Consider the following 26,374-nt stretch of genomic DNA (forward strand, 5'->3'; position numbering starts at 1 on the left):
CACATGATAGCTTTAGGAATAGAATCAAGTTGCGATGATGCTTGTATCTCATTAGTTAAAACTGATGGTACAATTCTCTTTAACGACTCATACTCTCATATTAAATTACACGCATTTTATGGCGGAGTTGTACCAGAAATTGCCTCGAGATCTCATACTCAATCTCTCCCAAAACTATTCATAAAAGGTATCAATGAATCAGGAATTTCTCCTTTAAATATAGATTTTATAGGAGTTACTGCTGGACCTGGGTTAGTAAGTTCTCTTATGGTTGGTATAGCTTTTGCTAAAGGAATTGCAACAGCTCTTCAAAGACCATGCATTCCTATTAATCACCTAGAGGCACATGCCCTTGCCCCTAGAATCTCTAATAAAGATCTTACCTTTCCATATTTACTGTTATTAGTATCAGGTGGAAATACTCAACTCGTATTATCGCTAGATATAGGAAAACATATAATAATTGGAGAAACCCTAGATGATGCAATTGGAGAAACTTTTGATAAAGTTGCACAATTTCTCAAATTAGGATATCCTGGTGGACCATTGATAGAAAAAATGGCTTTGTACGGAGAACAAAAAGCATATCAATTTCCAAAGCCATTATATAGAAGCAATACATTAAACTTCTCTTTCTCAGGGTTAAAAACTGCTATAAAAAAAATAATTTATAGCAAAAGTGAAATTACACAACGTGATATATGTGATATATGCGCTTCTTTTCAACGTACTATTCTAGATTTATTAAATGATAAAATTTCTCAAGCTCTTATACATATTAAAAAACATTATGGTATTCAAATTGAGAGGGTAGTAATATCAGGTGGTGTTTCAGCCAACTCATTTTTATCCTACAATATAGGGAATTTTTTACATAATTTGGGCTGCAAATTATTTTTTTGCAAAACAGCCTTATGTACTGATAATGCAGCAATGGTTGCATGGACGGCAATAGAAAAGGTAAAAAATGGCTATTTTTTAGAAACAACTTCTCAAAAAAGATATGACAATACTATGAATTTTACAGTATTACCAAATCTACGATTATCATTAGATAGTGAATTATAGAGGTAAAATATCGCAAACTATATCTCATGCTTTTATACTGTCTTTGGTAGTAGCTTTTATAGAAAAATAGTTAGATATATTGCATATAAAAGATAAAAGATATACAATTTTTCTATATTAAGAAGAAACTGTTTAATATGGAGTCTGAATTCTTATCACAAGGTGGATTCGATGGTAACAAAAGATATAGCTTACCATTAGAAGATTGGACGACACATGCTAATAATCCATCTCCACTTTTTTGGGGAGCAGAGATATCTAATATGTTGCATAAAATAAAATTAGAAGATACTGCGTTACTTGCGGGGAAAATTGGTACTGGTCTCGGCGAGGCTAAATTACCAAGTCTTTTTAATAGCAGAAAATAGAGGCTATTATATGTAATTTTTCTTTTAATATATCACTGCAAACGATAACTTATATCATACATACATATATAATTGAGTATCACTTTGGAAAAATAGAAATCAAAAAATGAGCTTATTTCTCTCATTAATATACTTAAGAGGTATTTCATAGCAAGAATCTTCGTGCTATATAAATTGCTTATTATCAGCAAAAATTTTCATAATGATAGGAATTTATATGATAATGGGCATTGCTTCATTTTCAATTATCAATGGAATAGTAGCTTATAAAATCAGTATTAACCTAAAGAAAAAAGCGGAAATAAAAAAAAGAGCACTAGAAGAAAGACGCGTAATACGTTTAAAAATAATGAAAACACTTCGTGCGAAATATTACAAGAATTTTAACGACCTATCTTAGCAATTTATATAGAACATAACTTTGTAACTACTACATATAAAGACATTTAGTACCTTATAATAACTCCAGAAATGTAATACTCTAAATCTAATATTTTGTTTATTCATCAAACATCCAGTGATATCTCCAGAGCCTACCTCTAATTCTTCTTTCCATTCTAACAGCCATCTTCTCTCTTTGCATTTCTATTCTTACATACGCTTCCTCTCTCATTTTTCTTTTTACAGAGATAGATAATACAACACTTATAACCATAAAAAAAACTATACTACAGATTATATAGCACAAATCCAATATCATAAAAAATACTAAAAACTACTTCACTATACAACTAACACCTGCATCTTAAGTTAAGCACCTCTTATCGGGCTCAACATATATATCAGCTAGAACTCTACCAATAACCACCATACCGTATTCTCATAATCATAGAAATTTAACAGTACTACATTATAACATCAAACCTTTTAGGAGAATGTAGCCACGTCGTAGGAATACAACGTGACTACAAGCTATAATCCCTCTTTTATTAACTCATATCTTCCAAATAAGTCTCACCTACTATAGCATCTATTTTATTCAACTCATCCCTGTCTATCACAAAATAATCCATTCCACCCATTACAAATACAAAGAATTCGTTTTTCGTAATTCTATAATCACATAATGCAGGATCATTCGTACCGTATACGAAATCATTATAACGATCATCGTTGTTACAGAAGTATTTACTGTCGTAGAGCTTGGTATATAAATCATCACCCCTCTCCATAAAACGCATAGATATCTCCTCTTCTTTTAATGTACTTACTGTATCCTTTATCCAATTTTTATGGTTATGAATAACAGCATCAGAAAGACCAACTGAACATGTATCCTTTGCGATAAAGGACGCTTTTACTTTGTCATAATCTATCTTGTAAATACCATTATTCACCAACTTATCAATCGCTTCATTCCACTGAATCATCAATTCCGATACGTCTTTCATTTTTTTACTCTCTTCGCGATAATAACTCATTCTACTGAAATCTTTCAATGCTTCAGGCGGTATTTTATTAACTCCTTCACAGAATATATAAGCTTTTTTAGCAGTTATAATATCATCTTCACCCATAAATCGCTTACTACTACAATATCCTAAAGCTCTATATACCAACCTTTGTACAGTATCAATATATTCATTACTAATTGGAATAATTTCATCGCACTTGCTACCAATTACATTAATTCCATTAACAAATTTGTTTTCACCAACAGCACTACATTCATGCACACCATGTCGGAATATAACACCAGCATTCATATAGTGAATCAGCATTGATTCTTCTTCAAAAAAGTCATGCTTCGACATCTCTTGCATCTCAATTTTATGATTAGGATATTTTGCTAGATTATCCCTACATGTAGGAAATTTCTTCATGATAGCACTGTATATACTATTATGTAAGGATGCACTATTAAGAAACGCGACTATTTCTACTTCACACTGTTGCATTATACTACTTGCCTTGTCAATAAATTGCTCTACGCTATCGCTATTTTCTTCTTTCAATTTACTTAACAATTCCTCATGCTTATTTATTTGAGCTGCAACATATGCAATAGCATTATATATCGCCTCCACTTCTTTTTTCTTAGCACTATATTGGGATTGTAGATCGTTGCAACGCTTTGTAATTGCATGCTGTTCTGGAAAATCCTCTAATACACTTTCTATAATACTCATACAAGTACTCTTTTCATCCAGTGATTGCCCTAATCCGTATTCGACCAACACATCATTAATAGCTTTTAAATTATCACCGTGTGACTTATCGATCATTAGCAAAATGCTATCTCTAGTATTCTCAGTAGAAAAGATATTCTTAACAAAATCTACGGTACCAATAGAAAACATAACTTTCTTGAGAGCATTTACTGCAAAAACTTTTCCAGCTCTACCGTCAAACTTCTCACCCCAATACGCTAACGAATACTTCATATAATTTGTGTTGGAATGTACTATTCCTCTATACATATCGTCAATAACTATTTTAACAGCTTCAATAAAGCTGTGCTTGATTTGTTCTATTATCGATTTATCAATAGCACTGTATGCAAGCATGTCATTAGTTGTAGCAGACAACTTATACTGTATCGCTTTTTCTACATCTTTATGTAGCGTATTTTGGTCTTTACAAAAAACTGTGAAAAACTGCAAAGTATCATCATATACCATCTGTACTGAACTAAAGTCTTTTTCTGTCATCCTATAAGTAAACGGTATAGTTATGTTTTTATCTATATAATCTTTAATATCATCTACACAACCGGCAAAATCAAAATCTTTATGATTCTGGACTCTACTACGTATTAGACCCTTAACATATTCAATATTTTTCTTACTCTCCATGAATTTTTTGCATTCACTATCAAACGCTACAGCTCTACTAAGAGAAGCATAATCTTGTCGTGACGTAAATGTATTCACGACGTCATTAATTACTTTTTCTATGTCATTAGATAGCCTTGAGCGGAATGCTGATATGAATTTCTCATATATCTCAATTATATTAAAATTGATATCAGTTACATTGAGAGATACTCCTCGAATACCAGAAATCATATCTTGCACTAAATTCTCTGCAGTTTTCATCTCAATTTCTGTTCTCATCTTCATCTGTCCGATATTATATATCGTCTCATCTTTTTTACTCTTCACGAGATTCAGAGCATCTTTATATAGTGCTTCTACTATAGTTGCCATACCACGTATAGAGCTACTTACATTTATACCAAAATCAGCAATCCTAGCATTAATATCATTACATCTATCACTATAACTCACCATGCTCTTACTACTGCATAACTCCTCTAACAATTCATACTCAGAACTATCTTCTACTGTATTTTTGACTACAGAAATTAAAGCCTCATAAGGAGAAAGTTTGATTGAACCATTTATAATATTGGGAGAAATCTTAAGAATTCCTTCATTCAAGTGCTCCATACTATTCTTTAAGAGTGTCTCAACATCAGTAAATGCTTTCATATAATCTTGACTTGCAATAAACGCATCCATCTCATACTTTTTGCTCTCTAATCCATTCCGCACACTAATTTTTGTACTTTTAATTCTATCAGCTTTTTCTTTTAAAATAGCAGAAAACTCTTTCACATAGTTTCTTACGCTATCATCAAAATTTCCGAAAGATACTACTTTGCAAGAATTACTACTAACGAATAAAAGTGCAACTTTGAAATGCTCAATACTATCCAACATATTAATGTAAGCACTTCTACTACTACTCCATTCTTCATTTTTCATAATTTCGCTCTTAACAATGCTTTCATTGCTAAACAAATCATCTATCGCTTTCTCTAGAGAAGTTAATTTGTCAACTGCTTTATCACATTCCTCTATAACATTACTTTGCTCCCTCACAAAAGCAGCAACTTTAGCTTCATAAGAAGACACTAGTTTAAGAACTATTTGATTCAACCTTTTTTCAAGTTTTTCAATATTTTCATATTTCGCCATTATTACTTCGCTTTTTCCTTTCTCAATGAAGAATTTAAGGCGATTATTTAGTACTTGTTTTATATCACCAAGATAACTCTTTACCAATTCGGGAATTACACTTTCTACACTCTGTTTTAAATCATCTATATGGTAAGAAATACCAAAATCAGCTCTAGTTTTAAACTCATAAGCTACAATATGCTCCTCTACACTTTCATTCACGAAACTATACAAATTAGTAAAGAAATCCGCAAAGTGAGTCATATCATCATTATGCTTTTCCACAATGTACTGATCGAGTTGTACCGTACCGGTATTCAATGCATTACCAAATAGTGCACCACTCATAAATTTTTCTATATCTTTTTTAGACTTCCCTACAGCCCTGTCTTTTCTATCTTTATCCCATCTTCTACTGTTAGTACGGTATGCCACATGCTCAATATTGTAATCAACATACACTGAAGCAACAGCTTGTATCATTTCAGGAGAAAATAACTGAAGCCCATTCTTTTTAGCAAACTCTTTAAGCTGCTGCTCACTATATTTATCAGTATTCGAATTCTTTATATCATTCTTCAGATTTTCATAAAGAGCCTGATCAGTTGCTGAAATACTATCACTACCACCTAATGAACTATCAACATGTAAATTCAGAGGCGCTAACTTCCGTGACAATAGTGCAGTAAATTCCGTTTTCTTCGAGCTAGCGATCTCACTCATCTTCTTAGTATAGGTCGTATAGTAGTACTCTCTAGTTAATTGTAGTTTTTGATATTCCTCTTTAAACGATAATAATAATTTATCTATCTTCGATATAAGCTCGACATCATCCACTTTATTAGTATTTAGAAGCTCTTCCTCCAAACGCTTAATCTCTAAAGCTCTTTCAGTAATGTCATTTTTATCATAATCCTCAAAATCTTTTATTTTCTTTATTTCGTCAGCTCTATGCTTTAGTATTTCCTCTACTACATTACGATATTTAGCATTAGAAACGTCAGAGTCTTGTTGAGCTATACCTCTTTGTATAGCAAAAAGTTTCATTTCTAAAGAAAGTCTCCATTTTTCCTGTACTGTAAAGATTTCGAATGCCTCCTTCACCGTACTAATTTTACCTACTAACTCATCTCTTAATTTATCACTAAAGTCTTTCTCATACCCTTTACATAATTTCAGTAAATGCCCGTTTAAAACACTAGCTATCGATATAGCGCGCATATGACTTTTAAATATAGACTGTGGAGCATCTTCAACTGCAGCGATTATTTCCTTTATACCATGAGTATTACAACGTACCATAATACCTCTACAACCATCAGTAATTTTCTGAATATTTTGTTTGATAACTGGAGAGTATACAACATCTTCTGCAAGAATCTTCTGTATCTGTTCATTTGTAGTAATCGTCCCTTCCTGCAACTGTCTCTTTATATCATCTGTGAATTTATTCGACTGTTCTTCAAGGAGTGTAATATTTTTAACGATATCACTAAAGATTTTCTCCTCTTTCTCCTTCGTCAGTTTATGAGAATCATTTTCTAGATTGCGGTATTTAGGAAAATCATACACATTACTTTCTGTCATGATTTTAGTAACATTAGTAGCAAATTCTGGCACCTTATCCAAGCCACATTCTGCTACTGATTCTGCACTCATTTCCTTACGTTCCAGATGTATCTCGTAAGATTTCTTTTCTGAAGAAAAATTTCTTGCTATATCGACTATTTCAAGTCTACCTTCATAATCTTTTGAACAAATCTTGTTAAAGAATAAATCATTCACATTATATGATGAAGACAGATTAAGATCACGTGTGAATGGGTTTTGCTCTTTTATTATATTGTTGGAAAACACTATTTCATCTGAAGTAGAAGACATATCAAACGAAACTGTAGTAGTACTATTTATAGGTAATTTTTTTACTTCATTAACCAGTTCATCATTAATCTGTGCTTTTATAGAAATCAACTTCATTTCCACTTTTCGTAGAGCTTCTTCTGTTCTCGTATCTTCACTAAATTGAATTCCTTTCTCTGGATCTAGATATCTAATAAAGTGCCTTAGAGAGTCTGAATTAGCTTTTAACGAATCAACATCAAATTTACTTTCAGAGAATAACTGCACTCCTTTAATAGCATCTATTAACCCATAAAATCCATCTTTCATCTTTTTAATAAAATCTGGCATATCTTCCATTACGTTGTTTCTATAAGATAACATTTTATCAAATAGCGTAACTAAATTAGGGTAGTAATCTTTTATTTTGGCATTACGCAATATGTCCATTAAATTGTCTTCTTTAAAAAGCTCTCTTAAACCTCCACTCATCAGTTGTAATGCGCGTATTTGTATATGTTCTGGACCAAAATTATTTATAAATGCTCCGATATCATTCTCTGAAATAATGCTTTTATTGAGATCGCTAATTTTCTTTTGCATTTCCCCAATCTCTTGATTTATATCTTTGAAAGCAATTTCATTTACCATATCATAAGAAAGCCCAACGATGCTATCGATCAACTTTGAAGCTTCCTTATCAGACATATTCTCTATATACTCCTTGAGTAGACCATCAATTAGGAAAGAGGATTCTTCAAGCTCAGATGATGATGCTGGCTGATATATAGCATATATCCTCTTTGTAATCTCTCCATCCCTATCAAATGATTTAAGCATATCCAACACTTTTTCTAATTCCTTTATCTCTTTCTCCACTTCTAAAGCTTTAGCATTTTCTGAAGAATTCATAAGTTCTTCATAACTTTTCCTTTTTTGTGAGATATAATCAGATGCGGCATTAGTAATATTTTCACTTGTAAGAATATCATTACCAAAAACCTCAAAATGTTGGAAGAAATTAAAAAGCATCTTCTTATTAAGAGTTACTTCATCGGTATGATATTTTGCCTTATGCTTGAGTTTGTCTTCTTCTGTTATTTTTTCCAAATCAGCATTAGGATCAAGATCCATAAATGAACATTTATCAGTTCTCATAACATTTTTTAACAGTATCTGGTCTTTTGATGTGAGACCAAGTACCGAGTTGATAATTGCGTTCTTTATACCGTCAGTAAAATTTAGTGTTTCCGCATATTTACTATGATAAACATCATTATAAGGTTTTTCTATTGACTCAAATAGATGCATAATTTCTAATGCCTCTTTCGCAAACTCTTGTGAGATAGCTTGTCGTTTCAAAAGAAGCTTCACTATAGTATCTATTAGAGAAGCAGTACTTTTAGTCTGAAGTATAGCTGCCCTATCTTCAGCATCGTTGTAATGCTCATACATATACCCAGCTAATAAGAATAATTTCTCAATTTTTGGTTCAAAAATCCTGAATACATCATCACGAAGAGATTCTATATTGTTTACAACATCATCTATTTTGTTTTCAATAGAAGCCTTTTGCTTTGCAACATCTGGAGGAGCAAAATAACTTATATAGTAAGATATTCCTGTTAAATTGTTATTTATTTCCAGAAGTTTAGCTTCATAAGAAATTTTTATTGCATGTAATAGTATTTGGACTTGATCATTACTGAGTGCATTCAAATTACTATCTGAATCGAGCAAAATGTTTGTAATAGAACCTTTCATATCTCCTAATGCTGCAAAGAAAGAAGCAATATCAACACTAGAAAGATCAATACTAGCTATTTGATTCGCTGTAAGATTCTTTATCATCTCCGTAAGTGCAACGGATAAATCTACATTTTTTAAATTTTGAAACTTTCCATTTACTTTAGAGAAACTTAACACCTTTCTAAAAGTATCCAAAAAATTAAAAATGATGCCTCTTCTATCCCCATCACCAGGCACTTTCACTTTATCAAGAACTTTGTATAAATCCTCAGTATGAAGTTTTGAAAGAGAAGCGCGAAGAAACTGTTCTTCAGATTCTACCATATCATTTAGAGTGAATTTTTCAGATTTTTCTGTATCTGTAAATTTCCCCCAAACATTCATAGAATCAAATGATTTAGTATCACTATTGAAATTATAAAGCTTATCAAAACTCTTATAAAACACGTTATCACCAAATATAGAGTGATGTTTTTCATATTTAGTATCACTATTGAAATTATAAAGCTTATCAAAACTCTTATAAAACACATTATCACCAAATATAGAGTGATGTTTTTCATATTTTTGTAAGAAATTTATAGACTCTCTAAGCTTAACTAACTCTTGTGGAGTTAATGAAGGGAAATTCTTTTTTGTTACAAAATTATTTCTACGTATATCTTTAACTTTATACTTAGCTTGTACCAATCCCAAATTTATAACAACTTTTAAATGCTTCATCATTTCACTATCATTCTGAACAGCACTCTCTACACAATCTTTTCTTGCTTTTTTCATTCTCGGAAATTCTATTAATTCACCGTAAAATGAATCTTTTGACTCTAGAATTTTTTCAAATTTCTCCAAATTTTTTGATAAAGCTACTTTAGTAGCATTTAACTCTTCCATCCTACCAGTAGCTTGTTTTATACCAGCCCTTAATTCATCAACTGAATACCTTAGATTTTTTGCAAGCACAGTAATTAAATTAACCCCAGCTACACTTAAAACACCTTCATCAAGCGCTAAATTGCCATCATAAAGAACATATTCCACTACATTTTGTACAATTTTTGAATGATATTCTCCTCCAATTACCTTATTCATTCCAATACTTTTCTGAATATCATAAATAATAACTGAAACAAAAGATGCTACCTCTTTATAATCCTTAGGATTTTCGCCATTTTCCTTCAAAATTCTATTACAATTGGAACGTAACGTAGATTCCAAATTCTGCTCTTTCCAAGATGGATCGATAAATGAAATCTTAATACCCTCAAAACACTTAGGTAAAATTTCATGATAGTATAAGTGCTTCTTAGCAAAATCTTCCATACCTTTCATGTCATGTTCCTCCCTAGCTGCTTTTAACGTAATATCCAGTAACGACTCAGATTCATTTTTAAATTCTTTTGACTTCTCTCCTTCTAATAATTTTAATGCCTCTGCATCAGTGACAAAAGAAGCATACTTGTCTTTCATGAAAGCAACAAATATCTCACCAACGTATTTCGACTCTCCATTCAATTTTTTTGTAACGTATTCTCTAAATTTATTGAAAATACTCTGTAAATTTTCTGTCCCAAATGCCTTAACTAAAACTTGATCTCCAACTAAGAAATTGTATGCAGCAGTCATATCGTTAAATTGCGTAATAGGAGCACTATTAAGCTTTGTACCTAAGTAATCAAAAATGTACTTAATATTCAATTTTGATAATCTCTCTGATACGAAAATATCACTCCACTCAACACATTTCATTTCATCTAGTAATGCCTCAATTCTTTGTTTTTCATCACTATTTGGCACATCTTGATATTTCATAATATTACCCTTTCTCAAAGAGCAAGATACGAAATTTTTGAACGTCTCAGCTGCTAATGCTTTAGATAATGAAATATTTTCATCTATCTCAAGTAATTGAGTGACAAAAGATTTATTAATATCCTTCATATATGAAGCCGCTTCTGAAAACAGACGCGATGATGAATCGTGCTGCAATAATGTCTCTGTAAATGTAGTGCTTATTTTTCTGAGATCTTCTACAAGACTAAGCAATTGTTCTTCTAAAATCTGAATAGATAATTTACCGCCATATATTTCTTGTAACGCATTGATATCTATAGACTTACCTTCATCTGTAGCAACTGGAAGGAAAATGTTAATAATACCTACAAAGAAATCTATTTTTTCTTTTACCGTAGCATCTGAACGTGCATATCTAGAAAATACATTTTGAGCGAGATCCAAGATAACTTCTTTAATTTTAAGATGAGACGGAAGAACTTTCTTCAATTCATTTCTAAAAAATTCTGTAGTAACAAATTCTTGTTCAGCAATCCCATTTATAGTTTCACCAACATGTTTCCATAAAGCTTTTAAAGCTAACTTTGAACCTTTATCAACAATATCTTCAAGCTTCACATCTACACTATCACCAAAATCACTACTATTTTTTGTATCTTTCAGAATTTTATCAATATCATGATGCCATGTAGCATACATTCGTTTCAACTCTGCCCCATATTTCTCATATCCCTTATCATTTACCATACTCAAATATGCAATTTCTACTATGTAACTAAATGGCATATATCTCCCCATTTCACATGATTCCAATATCACCTTGCATTGCTTCATGAAAGCCTCCCACCATTTCTTTCTTAAATCACCCTCTTTTGTCCCCTCACCAAACCATTCTAGACGTAAATGAGCATCAGAAATAACTTTTCTGAGTTTTTCTGGTTTTCCTAAGCTTTCTAACTTAACCTCAACAGAGTCAGCACTACTTTCGTCATATTGTATCAAATATTCTTTTAGAATTTTCAATTCATTTGCTACTTGATGAATTTTTTCGAGCTCTCGTACTACAATTCCTTGACGCATTAATTCCTTGATTCTTGTCTGAATTTTACCTTGTGAATCCCCTAGAGAGTAATTTTTAGTATAAGCTTTACCAAAAACTAGCTCCGCTATACTAGATATTTTATTTTTATCACCGTCCATAATGGAGGTAGTGTTCCTTTCTATTGCTTTTTCTGCTTCTCTTAAATCCAAATGATAAAATAGCCCCATCGTCCAATCTAAAACTTCATACATAATTTTCTTATAGTACTCCAATGGTAAATTAAGCTTTTTAAGACTGGTTGCTAAATTATAATAATTCACAAATCTATTTTGAAATACACTTCTATCTCCTTTACCTAGAGCAACACCAAACATCCCAGCAATATGAGTATTTTGGGTTTCAAAATGAATTACTTCTTCTACTAAAAGCCTAGCATTTTCATCAAAATTCGTTAACTCTTTAGATATTTCTGCCTTCACTCCTATAAAGAAGCGCTCTATCTCTTTACTATACAAGCGAGAATTACTTATAGTCTTCTTAAGGTTATCTAAACCCTTACTAAGTTCCTCTATTTTTAAATTGATAGAATGTTTGGACGGACCAGCAGTATCTTCATAATTTTTACTCATACTACCTATCACATCAGTTATAAAATTGCGAACCCCCATGCTTGCACTATTACTAGCTGATATAACAGCGTCCATTATAGAAGAAGAATTCTCACCAGAGTGCTCGAATAAAAATCTTAAAGCATCCGCTAATAATTTATCTTTCGGAGTTCGATTTTTATCTTCCTGAAGAAGAGGTAATGCAAAACTACTATTAAGCTTTGATATAATACTAGAAATTGATGAATCTACTCCGAAAACTGCAACTGATGTTCTATAACCTAATATAACACGAGATATTAATGAGAAAATTTCATCAATTGATTCATCGTTTATTACTTCTATAAATTCTGCTCTTGTATTTTTTCTTATTTGACCTGATTCAAGCTTAGCAAAAGCATCAGAAGCCGATAACGTCATCAATTCCTCATTGAATAAAAACTTATATTTCAAAGCTTCATATTTACTATAATACGATAAAGGCTGTATTTCTTTGATAAGCGGATACTTCAAAAGCTCCTCCCTAGCTTGAATCAAATTTTTTCCGTATATAGCATCTTTATAAGCTTCTAAGCTTTCAAGAAGCTTTTCCTCCTTCTCTAATAGAAAAGACGTACTCTTTACTAAAGATGGAACTGCCTTTTGAAGCTTAATAATATATTCTTTGTGCCCTTCTGTAAGAGGAGCGAATTTTTCAGCAATTATCTCTGGATTATCCAAATATTTAAGTATAAAGATATTACCCTTAGAAAGATTTGAATATAAACTCTTCCAGAATTTAGTAATATCTTTCTTCGACTTTGAATTACTACTAGAAGCAGAATTATCCCTAACTGCACCAACATCGATAGAAAGGAGAATTTTGTTAAAATCTTCCAATAATCTCACAGTATTATTTTTCCTATCCTTCAATACAGTTATATAGCTATTAAGCATCTCATCTCTCATGCTTCGGTCAAAAACTGACTGAGAGATAGAATTTAAATATGATTCAATCAGATTTTTACCTTCCCCTAATTTATAAAAATCTATTACCGCCTCATCATTCATGAGAGTGTTATATATTGCCGTAAAACGCTCACTAAATGATGGATTCATATTCTCATCCAATATCTCTTCTAAAACTGTAAAAGTAGAATCTAAGGTAATATTATCGACTTTAATTGCATCTGTTAAAGCTGGGGCTAAATATTTCACAATCTCAGCTTCCTTATGCTGTAATAATTGTCTTAAACTTTTATGCAGTTGATTTATTTCTTCTCTATCACTCTCATTAACAGAGATTGCCACTTCATTTTCCTTATAAGAACCAACTATAACTGTAAGTACATCATCAACATTAATAGTAGCATTTTCAGCAGTATATTGTTTAGCTTTGCTTATAAATTTACTTATGTAGCTAGAAGCTTCAGTAGTAGTGTAGTGGAAAGCATGTTCTATTATGTGCAATATCTTTTTCAGCTGCTCTGTCTCTTTTATGATTTTCGCAGCTTTATCTGGTACAATATTGGTTAATTTTTCTCTTATAAAGGTAAATTCACCATTTATACGATCTAAATATTCATTCTGTAATACCGATTTCCTGAAGACAAGCTTATTGATAAAGTTCAAATCTGTAAAAAGGGCAATTTTATCTGCATTTGAAGCAACCACTAAAAATAGAGGATCTTCCCAAATGTTATTACTATCTACTGTACCTTCTTTCCACATTTTATAACTACTAAGTAAAGCATTAAGCTTTTTACTAACTTCAGCACATATCCATTTTTCTTCTAATGAAATTGGCTCGTATTTATACTCTTTACCACTTTTCCCAAGAGCTACATCATTCACCAATTTCGCTACTGTCAAGTTACCATCGTAAACCTTTTGTACATACCTTTTATATAATTCTACCTCTTCATGCATCACATATTCACGATATCTATCTCCACCATCTGCAGCACTCCACAACACATCAAATAACTGATCGAGAGCAGCCTCTTTTCGATCACTACTAAACCAGACTACAAGAGCATTTTTCACTTCCGCTATCCTGTTATTTAATATTCCTAAATCTGCAAGATTTTTTATAGCCCTATCAGATGCATCTCCTTGCTCTTGAAGAGTTTGTAATAAATTTTCACAAATCTCCTGATCTTCTCTATACAACCAAGAATGATAAGATTGTTTATCTTCTTTTAGATAATAATATAGACGTTCAATTTCATCTTGGAGAATTACTGCATCTCTCGAATAACGCTGATCGTTCCAAGCATCTTTGAGAATTTCAGAACTTTGCTCGAAAATTGCGTTCTCCTCTTCATGATTTTCCGCTGCAAAGATAACTGAATAATCTTTCATTAAAGCACTAACAGCTTCAAAATCCTTATTCAGCTTATCACGCAAAATTCTTTCAGCTATACCCAATACAAAAGTCATATCGATTAGAGGATAATGCTGTATAGCTCTATCAATAACTCCCAAAATTACTTCATATACCTCGCTTCCATCAACAGCATTTTTTAATAAAAGCTCTTTTAATACACTCGGATTTCTAAGTATATCCTTATCTTCAACAAGCCAATCACTCTTTAATCCTAAATTGATGCTATTTTTTCGTTGTACAAAAGCGTTAACTATTTCTTGTATCGTTTTCGCAGAATTCATAAGAAATCCACTAACATCAAAAAACTTCATTTCACCATTTTCTGAAATATATTCAATATAGGTAGCTGAACATGTTGCACCATTATAATATCTTTTGAATTGCTCGAATTCAAAGATACCTTTAAGAATATACCTACTTCCAGCTTCGTTACAAATTGATAACATATCACTAAGTAAAGGCTTCCCTCCACTAGCCAAAACTTTTTCCATCCATTCTTTAACTGCGAGATTATAACTCAAGACTGCAAATGCAATTTTAGTTTTCTCTGATCCTTTTTCTGTAACTTCTTGTGCAATTCGCTTACGGAGTATATCAAGTTCATCTTGAGGTGATATAATTTTATTAAATTCATCAAATTTTTGATATAACTCTGAATTAGGTAATGTTTCACCTAGCTTTTTCAGATTTTTTTCAAATTTCCCTTCAAGAATTGTCACTTTATCGAAAATTGCTACATATTTAAGATACAATTCATTATCGAGATCTGTTTTTCCATTACGTACACCTTTCCAGATTATTTGCTCTTTTTCCTCAAGATAATTCATTAGTAGCACACGTGCGTCATTTTTAAACTTAAGATGCAGTAACTTTTGATAAGAAGATTTTAAATCATCGTTCAATTCAATTACTACAGAAGTACGAATCTTTGACTCTAATGTATCGGTATATGTTTCAATTAATTCTTCAACGAGCTTTTGTATTCTTTCATCAGAAATGGATTTATCGAAATATTTTCTATTACCTATCCTTTTTACATCTTCCTTAACTCTTTCTAAAAGATCTGAGAACTGTTTCTTCGCACTATCAATTTTTGAAGCGATACTGTATTCCTCTTCGGCAGTCAATTCCATAACATCACCCTGCTCTACTAGTGAAATTTTTCTATTACATTTACCAAGTAACACCGAAAGTTCATTCTTTATAACGTTCTCTTCTAAAGTAACTTTAGCTTCAACATTATTATAGAACATTCTAATATCCTTCATTATAGAAATTATATCTTTCTCTTGTGTTAAGAGAAAATCATCCATTTTCGTTCTTAACTTTTTCATTTGCCCTAATATCTCACTAGCTTCTAAGATCCCTTGCTTCTCAAGCGCTACCATCTTCTTTACATTTTCATCAAAAGACTTAAAAATGCTCTTGACATCATCATAACTCTTAAGATGGATTACAATATCATTACTTTGAGATTTAAGATTTTTGAAAAGCTCCTCTACAGAAGCATCTATTACAGCTTTTTCGAATTTTCCATAAATCTTTGAAGAATTTTCCTTCCACTCTCGAATTTCTACTTTGGAATATAGTTCTTTTAATTTTTGATCAATTAACTTAGTAGTTTTCTCCAACGAAACATTAGAAGATTTAATAAAATCTGTATTCTTTAGTGATAAATCCTGAATTTTAGCACTTGGTAAAAATTCATTTAACTCTTTTTCGATAGCATTAATTTTATTATTAAATACCGTAGTCCATTCTGCTATAGCACTTTTTTCCCTTTCAAGAGCGTCAATATATAGTTTATGATTTATCATTTGAGATTTGTCAATTCTCGCATTAAATCTCAAAAGATCTTGCAAATTGCTTACTTTATCTTCTTTATCTTTTCCTGTATTAATATAATCCAGCAATTCATTGAAAGATTGCGCTATACCAAAAAGTTCTTTTGTAGCATCATTAAAAGCACGTAATTCATCATAAAATTCAAGAACTAATTCATATGCTGCTGAAGCATCTGCATTATTTCCAAAATTATCATTTGAGAAATATGGTAATTCTCTCAGCTTCTCATAATCCTTAAGTTTATTGTCGTCAGCAAATCGATGTTTATATTGCTCAGCTTTAACATTTGCCCTATCAAACCATACATAAATCATATATGTAGCACTTAGATCTTGAATCAATACCTTCTTGAAATTAGTAAGTTCTTTGCTCAATAAATCATCTTTTTGCAATTTTTTTACATGAGCAACGTATTTAGCTACATCGAATTCCTTTTTACTTTCCTGAATAACATCATCAACATCTTTGTACACTGTTTTATCAAGAGTTTCCTTATATGAAACTAAATCATTATTAATTTTCTCCAAAAATTCTTTACTGAATGAAGTATCACTCATATTCTTAATCTTCTTATCAAGTATAAAATAGAAAATTTTCTCTTTCTCCTCAAATTCACATTTTATTGTTTCTAAGAATTCATCCCTTATATCTTTTACTTTAGATAATAATAATTTTACCTGCTCTCTACTTGGGTTACTACTCCGTAAGATTACATCTACTTCACTTAATTCACTAATTTCTTCAAGTAAATTTAAATGCAACTGCTGTTGATTAGCACTAATATGTAAATCTTCTTGTGCATCTAATGCTTCTTGTAAATAATCTGCAAAATCATGCAATTTTTGCACTTTTTTCGATACTTCTTCTGTTTCTCTATTACATTTCTTTTGCAAATATTCGAATAATTTTGAATTCAATTCAAATGAAGGCTCTATTAGATACTTCATAAATTCGCCATTCATAAATTGAGCAAAATTTAATGCAAAACTCTCTTGTTTTTCATTAAATTCTTTTTGAAATTTTTGTAATTCAGACTCTAATTTTGCAATCTTATCTCCTTTTTCATCCAATTTACTCGAATTTTGTAAAGCAACACCTATTGAATTAAGTTTTTTAACTTCTTCTTTTAGTGGAGATAAATTCTTTTCGTATTCGTTATCAATATCTATCTTAAAACTATCAACAACAATGCTCTTTTGCTCTTCAAGATGACTTATATATAAAGTGAAATTTTCAATAACATCCAGTCCTAAATTAGTAGCTATATGATTATTGTATATTATTTGAGAGCTATGAATAGCTTCAATTTTACTAATTCTAGATGCTATTTCAGGTGCATCACTGGTACCATAATTGCTCATCCAATCATTAATACTTTCTAAGAGACTACTTTCCTTATTAACTAAATCATACTGATCAATTAAGCGTAATCTTTCATTATTAAAAGCTTTCTTTATTTCAGATGTATTGTATCCATCTTTATTATCCTTCGAGAAAAATTCGTTTTTAGCAAAGATTTCATAAATTTCATCTATCAGTTTAGCATTAATCCTTAATACATCTTCACTATATTGAAGAATTCTGTCCTCTATAACAACCAATTCCGCTAACTGTTCTGCTTCTGACTTACTATTTAATAACTCAGATTCTGCAGCAGCCCACACATACTTCGTTATTGATGTTACTTCTAAATCTCCAGCTTTTTTACTAAACTGCTCAATTTCAGGAATATAACGCGATATACTATGCTCCCATAACACACTTCCTATTGCTCCTTTATCGCTTATACCATCAACTATCTTTAATATCTTAGAAAATTTTTCTTTACCTTCAATCTTCATGAAGAGTTGCTGTATGGCACTTATCATTAATTCAGTCACATGACCTGTTGCGTTAAATACCATTTTCTCATTCCTGAAGATCTCACTTAATATTTCATCTACTTCCTCTTTTAAACATTTTTCTTCTTCTAAATTACATCCTTGAATCAATTGCTGCAATTTAATAGTAGCTTCTTCTCTCTTCTTAATTTCGCTTTCTATTTCATTGCCAAATACCTCAACTACATTAGGATAAAGATCATTTATTAATTCAGCAACTTCATTATGTAATGCTATAGAATCATCAATCAATGCTCCAGCTAAGATACTTTTCATCTCATTATAAAGCGCGTAATTCTCTTCACTTACCTTCCACCAACTTCCATCTAAAAATGGCTTTATCTTTTCATTCGCAAGAGTTAAATACCTATAAAAATACGAGCGAAAAACATTAGAAAATGAATTATCTATAGTCGAATTATCTGAATAATCCGGTACATATTTAATCAACTTAGAAGGTGATTTTACCTTTTCAAAAAACTCTTTTTCAGTTACATAAAACTCTTCCTTTAGATCTTTTAAAATTTTCTTAGCTTCTACATACTTAATTTGATCATCGATATTATTTTTAGCTTTTTCAAAACTCTCACTCTGCTTATTCCACATTTCTACGTATTGCTTAACACCTTGTATTATTTCATGCAATAACTCCTTCTTAGCTTCTACCATGTTTCCACCTAATATAATGGAAGTCGTATCATTTACGGATACACATTTTTCATCTGTAAAAAAGATTTCGCTATGCAAGAAATTATTTGCTCTTTCTCCAATTTTCCTTATTACATCACATGCTTGAGCTAATTCTTGTGTTCCTTCATTTATTAATTCTTCTGCAATATATCTTACTTCTCCTTTCTGTTTTCCTCCTTTTTTCGATTTTTCTCTAACTCTCTCCAGCTCTTCATACGAAAGAGCTTGAATATTTTCTACCTTTTCATACCTGAATTTCGCTGTTTTTAAAAGTTTCAAAAAGTCCTTCGCTTCTTTAATTTCCATTATAAAATCATCTATCGCATGTCTCATAGCATTTTCCATGGACTCTATTTCATCTTTCAAACAAACTCCAACATTTGCACAAAGCTTTTTAACGTCTTGAATCCACTTTATTTGAATAGCTTGAACATCTGCCTCATTTTTGAAATATCGTAAACTTTCACTTCCATTTTTATTACGAGCAATAGAAATCTTCTCAAGCTCTACTTTTGAAACATCAGCAAAATATTTTTTTATCAAAGCTAATTTAGCTTCAGCTTCTCCCTTAAGTTTCTCTGCAAAGTGCTCTAAAGATTTAGTACGATGCTCATTTGCTAACTCTACAGCAGTAGAAAAATAGCTTTTCATCATACGGTCTAAATCAGAACCGATAGAAGAATTAGCGATATTCTGTTTATAGGATGCTTTATGTGATGATATTGTCTCTTCTAATTCCGTATATTTTTTCAAATACAAATCATATTCTGAATTAGTAGTACTATTAAATAATTTTTTAAATAAATCGAAATGCCCACCATACAAAGTACTTGATAAGGAATTTTTAAAAGATTTTTTATCTTTTACTAAATTATAAAATTCGCTAAATGAATCAAGTAAACCTTGAATTAAAGCAACATTCGCACCACCGTCTTCTTCTAATTCAGGAGAGATTAATTTGATTTTATTATATATATCTTTCTCTACATTCAATAATTCTCTTAAATTTTCTACCACCCATTTCAAAAAAGATACCTCTGGATTTTCAGATTTTCCTCTTAGCTCTTGAAAAACACTATCAGCAGAATTAAATGTTTCTAACAAAGAAACTCTTTTATTTTTAATCTCCTCAGAAATTTCTTCACTCCATATAAGATACTGCTCTAATTCGAAAATTCTATCATACTTTTCCCCACCCTTAGTAAGCTGCATCAATTTATTAGCATAAAGATATCCATTATCGTTATCATTTGGGAATTTTATCTTTCCAGTATATTTTTTAGTATTTGTAATTTTAATATCAGAAGGTACTTCTAAAGTATCATACTGTGGCGTTACATAAATAGATTTAACGGAAGAATTATCTACTGCAAATAATTTTATACTTCTATCTTCTATCACAAATAAAAGATGCTCTAGCTTTTTATTTTCTCGAATATTTGCCACAAAAACATCATATTCTACATCACCTACAATAAGCTTCACTCGCTCATACTGTAATGAAGCAAAATCAATATTTTCCTCAATTTTTCCAGCTATAACTTTATCTAAGATCTTATAAAAATCGATATGCTGCTCATCAAGTTCTCTAGCAGTAAAACTACTGATATTTAGTACATGACTAGTAATTGCTTTTAAAAGTACATTAGATTTTACATATTGAGCTACTCCAGTGGAGATAATATCATTTTTAGTATCTAAACCTCCACTTTTTTTATAATACACATCATTAACGGAAACATCTAAGTTCAAAAACTTCTTGACATCACCGTTTACAATATCTTTCAAATTCCCTAAAAACTTACGCGCAATATCTGCTGAATGCTTACTTGAGATTTTTACTACTAATCTTTTATCAAGTCTCTCATCATCAATTTTATCAGGCAAAACTAAATAGAAACCTTCTTTATTACTCCTTTCAAATACCAAATAAACATCTCTTGCATCACCATTGTATTCATTTAGCGTAAGCCTTAACGCAAGCTGCTTATCAGAAACAACATAATATTTTACATCTTTGATATTTTCCAAAATAAATGTTGCATCTGCAGCTTTAAGCGCATCAGATACTTCCTTATCTAAAGTATGAATACTTGGCTTTCTGTTTATTAACCACACCAAATGATCGGTAGAGAAAAACCTATCAGCAGCAGCTTTAACAAATCCTACAATAACATTATCACCAAAATTACTCGCTTCACCAGATATTACGTCAATTTGATTAGTGAAAACAATTTCTTCAGAATACAGAACTTTAGCAGTTTTTACCACTTTATACTTAGTAACAAGGTGACAATCTACTTTTCCAGATTTTCCAAAAACCATCGCTACATATTGTGATGAATCGTTACCACCAGCAATCACTACATGAACGGTATCATTACTTTTAACATTATTATATTTAATAACTTTATAGTCCTTCTGAACTACTACCCCAAATTCACTACTTGAAGTACTACTTATAAAATTCCACATCTTTTCTACTAATTCTTCTTTTTCTATTTTGCTTACTCTTTCATCAATAAGTTCTTGCGTAAATTCCGAATGAATTAACTCATGAATAGCTGATAACATTTTGTAATTCGCTATAAGAGAAGCAGGTATACTTACTTCATAATTATATTGCCTTACAAATTTAGATATTTCATCGAGAATGAAATTATTTTCATAAGATTGAACATTCGAATCTTTATCTACGTAATATAATTTTTTGCTGTCCTTACTTAAGATACCTATGATAGATTCAGACTGAGCCATTCTACCAAAATTTTCAACATGAGATATTACTACGATACGTATATCGCCACTTTTTATAATAAAATAACTAAATTCCTCAGCGTCAGATTTTGAAAATTTGCTATCCATAGCAATAATTTTTTTAAGCATAGCTTCATCATTCAGCTCTTCTTCAGAACCTGAATTAGAATTGGCATTTGAAGTTTTTGAATTTGTATCAAAAGTTTCTGAATCAATATCTAAAGATTGTTGTGCATCTTCTTGACTAATATACCCCAATCCAAAACTCACAATCCTTCTCTTTCCATCAGCGCTACTTATTATATCATACTCTGTAGTAAGAGGCCGTGATGCGATATAAAAATTACCTAAATCAGATGATGATATTTCTTCAAGACCAATAAATTTTACCTCAATATCAGTGACAAGATAAAGTTCGTATATATCTTCGCCTTTAGAAATTAAAAGGAAAATCTCAAACAAAACATAGATTTTAGTCTTCTCGCCAGAACTGGAATTAGTATGCTCAACAAAAACATATTCGTGCGAAAGATCATCCCTTTCTAAGGAAGCACTTTTACGGAATTTATTATAGAGAACACTTACGAAAAGCTCTTTCTTTATGCCTTTCATAAGCTCTTCGTGACGTGAAGCTTTCTGCGCATCTTTATCAGAATTACTCTGCTTTTCACCTGCTCTATACAAATTTATCACAACTTCATCACTTAAAATTTCAGGTGCTTCCAACAATTTTCGGTCTACTTCCATAGAAGTAGCAGCAATTTTACCAAAAGGAGTATACGCTAATAAATCTCCTTTATAATAGGAACCATAAACAACACCATTCACGTTATTCTCATTATCGATCCGATACACTCTGTAATATTTCTGCTCATTATGGAAAAGAAAAATATATGCACTACTTGGAAATTTTATATTTACATTCCATCCAATAACTTCACCATGTTCAGTAAGTGCAGCAACATGATAACTTTTAACTACTTTCAGAAGTTCATCAGCATTAGTATGAAGAAATTTTCTTATTATATATGCAATAATCTTATCGTCTTCACCATTTATCAGCAATTTATTACTTACACGCTTACCTTTTTCCAACTGTTCTCGCTCTACTTCCATAGAGATAACGTTAATTTCGTCAAAAACAGTATACGATAATAAATCTCCTTCATAAGTGGTACCATCACTAATGGCCTTCACACCACGATCACTGACATGATACGCTTTGTAATATTTACCCTCATCAGGGAAAAGAAAAATAAGTCTGTGTTCGTCTCGAAGTGTCATATATTTCATATTTATACTCCATCCAATGCTCTTACCATGTTCAGTAAGTTTAACAACATTATAATCTTTAAGCTCTGGACGACTATCAAAAATCCTAGAGTGAACCAGTGCTTCTTTTATTACATCTGCAATAATTTTATGATACCTTATCCCCATAGAAAACGATTCAAAGGAAGTAGGCTCTTTAAGAGAAGGACCTTGAAAAAGGGATAATAAACGCTGATATCGTATATCAGCACTATACACAATATCAATCGATGTTTTTTTCACATCAGGAAAATACACATCATTAGAAAAATACACATCTCCAAAATCTACATTGACACCCGAAATTTCGAAGCCATTCTCTTTTCTTGCTTTTTCCCAAAAATCAATATCCCAAAATCGTTCCATATCACCAACTCCAAGAGCGCCATACGTTATGCGCTCATATTTAATAGTTGTGCCATCCTTTGAGTAATTTGTTGTAAGAGTAAGACGGAAAAAGCGACCCTCATCTCTCTGAATGATCAAACGTAAATCTTTTGAAACTCCAGTACTAAATTTGATTATCACCAAACTATTAGCTAGACCAAAAATCATATGACATGAAGTGAATTTCAATTCTTTCTGAATACCATACATTCCCGCATATAGATGAAGATTGCTATGACCTCCTAACTTCTCTCCTAATGATTCGATGGTTGGATCCATATCCCTAAAGTTGTCCTCTATAAATTCAGGGCTACCATCATGGAATGCAATTCTATAAAGCTCATGATGCAATTTTTCGATATCATAACTCCCTTTTAGATCGAGATACTCATGTTTTCGAAAATTTTCTATTATCTCATCTTTATCCCCAATATCACTATATTTCAATGTCTCATAACTACTCACACCATATCTTCTATCAATACTCAACGGCGTAACACCATCATCTCCAATACGAACCATACAATAATTCCCAGCTCTCAAATTCTGCATAATATAATAAGAAACTTTCTCTTCACTACCTTCCTTTGTGTATTTTAAAAACTTTATATCTTCCATAGAAGCGAAAGCTTTATCATCTCCGCGTTTTCGATATTGTCTTATAATTTCCATTACAAGTGATTTAGAAAACAAATTATTCAAATATGAATCAGAAGTATTAAAGGTGGTATCCGAGGTACCTGAATTAGCACTAGAAGTCCCTGAGCTCGTTGAATTGGTAAAAGTCTCTGAATTTGTTGAATTGGTGCTAGAAGCTTCAAAGTTGATATCAGAATTTCCCGAATTGGTACCTGAATTAGCACTAGAAGTCCCTGAGCTTGTTGAATTGCTAGAAGTCCCTGAGTTTGTTGAATTGGTAAAAGTCTCTGAGTTTGTTGAATTGGTAAAAGTCTCTGAACTTGTTGAATTGGTGCTAGAAGCTTCAAAGTTGATATCAGAATTTCCCGAATTGGTACCTGAAGTACCTGAATTAGCACTAGAAGTCCCTGAGCTTGTTGAATTGCTAGAAGTCCCTGAGTTTGTTGAATTGGTAAAAGTCCCTGAGCTTGTTGAATTGGTAAAAGTCTCTGAACTTGTTGAATTGGTGCTAGAAGCTTCAAAGTTGACATCAGAATTTTCTTTATCACCTTTATCGCCCCCAGTTCCTTTATCTGATGAACCAGCATTACTCTGCTCTTCATCTAACCTAAATAAACTTTTTATAAATTCTAGAGATGATAACGATTCTTCATCTGTTTGCATTGCAACAGAAAAAACTTTGTCACTAGATGATAAACGTCCACAAGACTCATCCCTAACCATTGTACTTACTACTTCATACTGTCCCTCTTTATCGGTAGACAAACGTCCACTTCCACAATATCCATTCTGAGTCACCACACTTATTTCACGCTGCCCCTGAATATCGGTGATACGATATGAACTGTAAGTTTCCTTATTAAAAATAATAACAAATTCACTTTCATCACTTAATTTTACATTTAAGCTCCATCCAATAGGATTACGTTGAGAAAAATTAACAACATAACAACCTTCGATTTTTACTACTTCATCAGCGAACTTACTGAACTCATTCTTGATGACTTTATGATATCCTAAATTTCTAAGAAATGATTTAGAAAGAGTAGAACTGCTAATAGAAGAACCTTGAAAAAGAGAAAGCTTAGAAAGTTCAGAACTGTAATCATCAAAATTAAATCCCGGATCAGAAAAATACACATCTCCAAGCTCTATATTAAAATCGTAAAATTTGTAGCTCTGCCTCTTTATTGCTTTTTCCCAAAAACCAACATCCCAAAACTTTTCTACAGTATTACCTCCTTGTTTTAGCTCTTCTTCTGAATAATCTCCCAAAGAAGCAATAGGCCTTTCATCCATTGAAATAACTGTGCCTTTCTCCAACGAAACTACCGCAACCTTAAAAGTTTCACGATTATCTCTATCAAAGATCAAATACAAATCCTTTGAAATTTCAGTACTAAATTTAACTACCATTGAACTCTGAACTGCACCAAAAAGCATATGGCATGAAACAGACTTCAATTCTTTCCTAATATGAAATTCGCTCGCTAAATCATGAATAATTTCACTACCTTCTAACCGTACTTTACCCATTCCTGATGCTCCGGAAATTTGCTCTACATCCTTAAACTCATCATCTATAAATTCAGCTCCAGCATCTTCGAATGCAATTTTCGCAAGATAAGCAGGGCTTCTTCCAATATCAACACTCCCTTTTAAATTTAAGTACTCATATTTTTGAAATCCTTCTATTATTCTATCTCTAAGAGCGGTATCAGTATATTTAGTATACTTCAACGTCTCCATCTGTTTTGCATCTTCTTGATCAATAAACCACGGCGTAATATTCTTATTTCCAATATCAACTACAAGATATGCGTCAGACTTAGTATCACGAATTACAAAATAATAAGAAATCGTCTCTTTTCTACCTCCTTTTACATATTTTATAAGTACTATATCTTCCATCGGAATAGAGTTCTGCAACTCAATATCCAATCCTGCCTTTTCATACTGTTTTATAATGTCACTTATAAGTGATTCACTAGAAAATAAATTACTCAAATTCATAAATAAACCAGAAGTATTAGAGGCGGTACCCGAAGTACCTGAATTGGTAGAAGTCTCTGAATTTGTATCAGAAGAAAATTGATTATTACGCTTTGTCATTGCTTCTTGCAAACA

At 31.5% G+C, this 26,374-nt stretch carries 5 protein-coding genes; 3 read left to right on the forward strand and 2 right to left on the reverse strand.

Going from position 1 to position 26,374, the window contains the following annotated elements; genetic code table 11:
- Positions 1 to 3: 3 nt before the first annotated feature.
- From tsaD to Fokcrypt_RS02860, 3 genes are all read left to right on the forward strand, one after another.
- Complete coding sequence (tsaD, locus tag Fokcrypt_RS02850) at positions 4 to 1,068, forward strand: tRNA (adenosine(37)-N6)-threonylcarbamoyltransferase complex transferase subunit TsaD (RefSeq protein WP_323722031.1); 1,065 nt, start codon at positions 4 to 6, stop codon at positions 1,066 to 1,068.
- A gap of 137 nt (positions 1,069 to 1,205) precedes the next feature.
- A complete protein-coding gene (locus Fokcrypt_RS02855; protein WP_323722032.1) occupies positions 1,206 to 1,436 on the forward strand; it encodes a hypothetical protein in 231 nt (76 codons plus the stop codon).
- A 202-nt stretch (positions 1,437 to 1,638) separates the two neighbouring features.
- Complete coding sequence (locus Fokcrypt_RS02860; RefSeq protein ID WP_323722033.1) at positions 1,639 to 1,836, forward strand: hypothetical protein; 198 nt, start codon at positions 1,639 to 1,641, stop codon at positions 1,834 to 1,836.
- A gap of 99 nt (positions 1,837 to 1,935) precedes the next feature.
- Here Fokcrypt_RS02860 and Fokcrypt_RS02865 read toward each other — a convergent pair whose 3' ends face one another.
- Both Fokcrypt_RS02865 and Fokcrypt_RS02870 read right to left on the reverse strand, forming a co-directional pair.
- Positions 1,936 to 2,091, reverse strand: coding sequence for a hypothetical protein (locus Fokcrypt_RS02865; protein ID WP_323722034.1), 156 nt, complete (start codon positions 2,089 to 2,091; stop codon positions 1,936 to 1,938).
- A 274-nt stretch (positions 2,092 to 2,365) separates the two neighbouring features.
- Positions 2,366 to 26,359 (reverse strand): synaptonemal complex protein 1, encoded by a 23,994-nt coding sequence (locus tag Fokcrypt_RS02870; protein WP_323722035.1) that lies wholly within the window; start codon positions 26,357 to 26,359, stop codon positions 2,366 to 2,368.
- Between the last annotated feature and the right edge of the window lie 15 nt (positions 26,360 to 26,374).

Source organism: Candidatus Fokinia cryptica (genome assembly GCF_034359305.1).
Classification (GTDB): domain Bacteria; phylum Pseudomonadota; class Alphaproteobacteria; order Rickettsiales; family Midichloriaceae; genus Fokinia; species Fokinia crypta.

Excerpts from the sequence above, each read along its gene's own strand:
- Fokcrypt_RS02865 (WP_323722034.1), bottom strand. The coding sequence starts at position 2,091 with ATGGTTATAAGTGTTGTATTATCTATCTCTGTAAAAAGAAAAATGAGA.
- Fokcrypt_RS02855 (WP_323722032.1), top strand. The coding sequence starts at position 1,206 with ATGGAGTCTGAATTCTTATCACAAGGTGGATTCGATGGTAACAAAAGA.
- Fokcrypt_RS02870 (WP_323722035.1), bottom strand. The coding sequence starts at position 26,359 with ATGACAAAGCGTAATAATCAATTTTCTTCTGATACAAATTCAGAGACT.
- tsaD (WP_323722031.1), top strand. The coding sequence starts at position 4 with ATGATAGCTTTAGGAATAGAATCAAGTTGCGATGATGCTTGTATCTCA.
- Fokcrypt_RS02860 (WP_323722033.1), top strand. The coding sequence starts at position 1,639 with ATGATAGGAATTTATATGATAATGGGCATTGCTTCATTTTCAATTATC.